Raw genomic sequence first — 3755 nt, forward strand, 5'->3', positions numbered from 1 at the left:
GGGCCGTGGCGCGGGGCCCGCGACCGAGGGGGCGGGGAACATCGCGCACCGCGCCACCGCCCTGGCCGGTTCCCCGCGGGGTCGCGACGACGGGGGTCGGTGACGGGGGTTTCCCCGACATCGCCGCCCGGTACCTGCCCGGTCCGCCGGGGACACCGACCGAGGGCGCCTGGTACGACTGTCTCCACCTGCCGGACGGCAGCGTGGCGCTGGGGACCGGGAACACCGCCTCCGCCGGGATCGGCCCGACGGCCCTGTTGGTGGGGGCGATGCGCGGCGTCACCCTGACCGGGGCGGCACCGGGACGGGTTCTGGACCACCTCGCGGAGGTGGTGGGGCACGGTGGGCACCCGGGGACGGTGGCGGCCCTGTGCTGTCGCTACCGCCCGGGGGACGGGGTGTTGAGGTGGGCGGGCGCCGGACACCCCGCTCCCCTGGTCTTCCGGGGTGGCGGGGGCCGGGTCCTCGCCCGTCCCCCGGGGGAACCCCTGGGGACGGGGGACGACCGGTTCCACCGGGAACGCGTCGACCGTCTGGAGCCGGGGGACACCCTGCTGCTGTACACCGAACATCTGTTCCCGATGGTCCGGTCCCCGGTGACCGCCCCGGGGCCGCACCCGCGGCTGCGCGCCCTGGCCACCGCGATTCCCGCCGCCGCGGATGCCGGGGAGGTCGCCGACCTGGTGGTCGCCGCCACCGAGCCGACGGGACCCCCCGGGGCCGCCTGTCTGGTCGTCCTGCGCCCGCGGGAACACCCCGGGCACCGGGCACCGGGGGGACCGCCCCGGGGAGCCGGCCCCACCCCCCGGGACCCCGAGGAGTGGTGACCACCGCCTCCGGTGACGCCGACGGGGCCCCGACCCACCGGGGGCGTGCGGCCCCGGGGCGACGGCCTCAGACCGCCGCGGGGTCACGCACCGGACGCGGGGCGGTCGGCAGCACGGCCTCGATCTCCGCTCGCAGCTCGTCGATGCGGGGTTGGCCGCGGTAGGCCGCCGAGAGTCGGTACATCCCGCGCAGCCGGTCCCACGTCCGGTGCGAGGAGGTGGAATTCATCGTGGCCAGGGCCAGCCGGGCGTGGCGCTCCGCCTGCTCGGGATCGTCCCCCAGGAAGCAGGCCGAGGCCAGGGAGATGTGGTCCAGCAGCATGGAACGCTCCCGCCCCTCGCCCCGCAGCCGCAGGGCGAGTTTGGCGTGGTGTTCGGCCGTGCCGGCGGCCGCCGGGTCGTGTTCGGCCAGGGTGCGGTGGGCCAGTGCCTGCATGCCGTGCAGGTCGGCCTCGTCGAACATCTGCATCCAGCTCGGCGGGGATTCGTCCCCCCGGTCGGAGACGAACAGTTCCTCCGCCTCCCCGAGGGAACGACGCATCGCCTGCCCCTCCCCCTTGGATGCCTGCGCCCAGGCCTCGATGGTGCGGAACATCGCCCGGGTGCGGGGGAGGGTCCCCTCCCCCGCGTCGGAGGAGGCCAGCCTCATGAGGTCCAGGGCGTCGTCCGGTCGTCTCAGGTGCACCATCTGACGGGCCGCCCGGGAGAGCGCCTCGCCCGCCCGCGGCGCGTCCCCGCTCTCCCGGGCGGCGTGCGCGGCGATCACGAAGTACTTCTGCGCCGTGGGTTCGAGTCCCACGTCGTGGGACATCCACCCGGCGAGCACGGAGAGGTTGGCGGCCACCCCCCACAATCTGCGCTGCAGGTGATCGGGGTGACGGTAGGCGAGCATCCCGCCCACCTCGTTGAGTTGGCCGACCACGGCCTTGCGCTGGAGGCCCCCGCCGCGGGAGGCGTCCCACCGGCGGAAGATCTCCACGGAGCGTTCGAGCGCCTCGATCTCGTCGGAGCCGACCGGGGTGGCCTCGTAGCGGTCGAGATCGGTCGGGTCGACGGTGTCGGTGTCGGGGTCGGTGGCGGGGGCGGCCCGCAACCAGCCGTGCAGGGCGTCGCTGAGTGCGGAACCCGCGGCGAGCGCGGCGCCCGCGCCCACCATGCCGCGTCGGTTGAGCATGAGGTCCATTCCCGTGAATTCGGTGAGAACCGCGGCCGTCCTTCGGGAGTTCCAGGGCAGGCCGTCCACGGCCCTGCGGTTCCCCGTATCCCCTCTCCGGCGCAACCCGAGGTCCTCGATGGTCACGACACGACCGAGTCGCTCGGTGAACAGGGACGCCAACACCTCCGGTACCGGGTCGCGGGGAATCTCCCCCAACTCGATCCAACGACGCACCCGTGAGGTGTCCGTGGCCAGTTGCGCGTGGCCGGCGGCCGCGGCCCGGCGGTTCACGAGTCGGGCGAGTTCGCCCTTCGACCAGCCGGCCATCCCGAACAGGTCGGCCAGGCGGGTGTTGGGTCCCTTGGTCACGTCAAGCCCCCAGGATCTCGGCTGGCTCGACAGTAGCCCCCGCCCGGGGGGCCGCGGCCGATTCGCCAGGTTTCGCCAGGGTGCGCCAGATGGCGGGCCACCGGTCGCGCGCGGTGGGGTAGAACCGCGTCACCCCGGCCCCGGGACGGCCGGTACTACCCCAGGACATCGGTCGTGTCGGGAGCCGGGGGACGCGTCCACCATCCGCTCGGGAAGGGACCGCGTTCACTCATGTACTCGACACCAGCCCCCGTCTTCCCGCGCCGGGAGTCGGCCCCGACGGGTCCGTCGGGTCGCGCGGCCGCGTTCCCGGGGCCGATGGGCTCCCCCGGTCGTCTCCCCCGCCGAGGCGGGCCCCTGCGGTCCGTGCCGTTCGCCGGGGCCCCGGAGGCATCCGGTGAACGCGGCGAACCCATGCGGCGGGCCCTGGCCGCGGTGCGGGGCGTGTGCCCCGACTTCTCCCCCGCCCGGCTGTTGCGGGACACCGGGAACACCCTGCTGGTGGTCGGAACCATCGGCCGGCGACCGGTGTTGGCCAAGTACGTTGCCGACTCGCCCACCGGCGGCGATCGTCTGCGGCGCGAGATAGCGGTGCACCGGGCCTTCGTCAGAAATCGCCCCCCGGTGCGCGCCCCCCGGCTCGTCGCCGCCGACCCGGGCGCGGGGGTGCTGGTGACGGAGTTCGTGGCCGGCAGGGCCGCGGCGGGCCGTCGCCATCCCGTGGCACCGCCCTCCCCCGGGGACCTGCGGACGGTGGTCGGGGCGTTCCGCCGACTGAACGAGTGGGAACCCCCGGCGGAGACCTTCTCCCTGACGGTGGACTATCCCGCCCGGGTGGCGCGGTACCACGCCCTGGGGTTGCTGACGGACCGCGACGTGGGGGACATCCAGACCCTGCTGCACGGTCTGCGGACCGGCCGGGGGCGTTCCGCCGTCCGGGGGTCCGCCCCCCGGCCCGACGGGCTCCCCGGGGAGTTCTGTCACGGGTCGGCCGTGCCGGCGAACGCCGTCCTCTCCCCCACCGGTCCGGTCCTGGTGGGGTGGGAGGCCGCGGGATGGTACCTGCCCGGCTACGACCTCGCCTCGCTGTGGGCGGTGTTGGGCGACGCCCCCGCCACCCGCCGCAGGATCAGCCACGCGGCGCACACGGCGGGCCCCGGCGCCAGGGACGCCTTCCTCGTCAACCTCCTCCTGGTGCTCACCCGGGAGGTGCGGCTGTGCGAGGAGGCCGTGCAACGGACCATGCGGGCGACGACCCCGCCCGCGTCGGCGGAGCGCCCGGTCGGCGGCCTGAGCCCGGGCGAGGAACAGCGCCTGCTGCTGCGCCGGTTGCACGAGGACTGCGCGATGGCCCGCGGCGCGGTGCGGGCCGCGGTGGGCACCCGCTGAGCCCTCCCGCGTGC

3 protein-coding genes are annotated in these 3755 nt (G+C 75.4%); 2 read left to right on the forward strand and 1 reads right to left on the reverse strand.

The features are described from left to right. Positions 1 to 827: PP2C family protein-serine/threonine phosphatase (locus tag FOE67_RS19500; RefSeq protein WP_182666078.1), on the forward strand; the 827-nt coding region annotated here is incomplete at its 5' end. A gap of 67 nt (positions 828 to 894) precedes the next feature. Here FOE67_RS19500 and FOE67_RS19505 read toward each other — a convergent pair. Further along, the gene (locus FOE67_RS19505; protein WP_182666080.1) at positions 895 to 2352 is read right to left on the reverse strand and encodes a DNA-binding protein NsdB; all 1458 of its coding nucleotides are present in this window, start codon (positions 2350 to 2352) and stop codon (positions 895 to 897) included. 231 nt (positions 2353 to 2583) lie between these two features. On the opposite strand from FOE67_RS19505, the gene FOE67_RS19510 reads away from it, so the two are divergent. After that, positions 2584 to 3741, forward strand: coding sequence for a phosphotransferase (locus FOE67_RS19510; protein WP_182666082.1), 1158 nt, complete (start codon positions 2584 to 2586; stop codon positions 3739 to 3741). The last annotated feature ends 14 nt before the right edge of the window (positions 3742 to 3755 follow it).

The sequence above is a fragment of the Streptomyces calidiresistens genome (genome assembly GCF_014141525.1).
GTDB classification, from domain to species: domain Bacteria; phylum Actinomycetota; class Actinomycetes; order Streptomycetales; family Streptomycetaceae; genus Streptomyces; species Streptomyces calidiresistens.

What these genes read in the sequence shown, in the direction of transcription:
- FOE67_RS19510 (WP_182666082.1), top strand. Translation starts at nt 2,584, where the DNA reads ATGTACTCGACACCAGCCCCCGTCTTCCCGCGCCGGGAGTCGGCCCCG.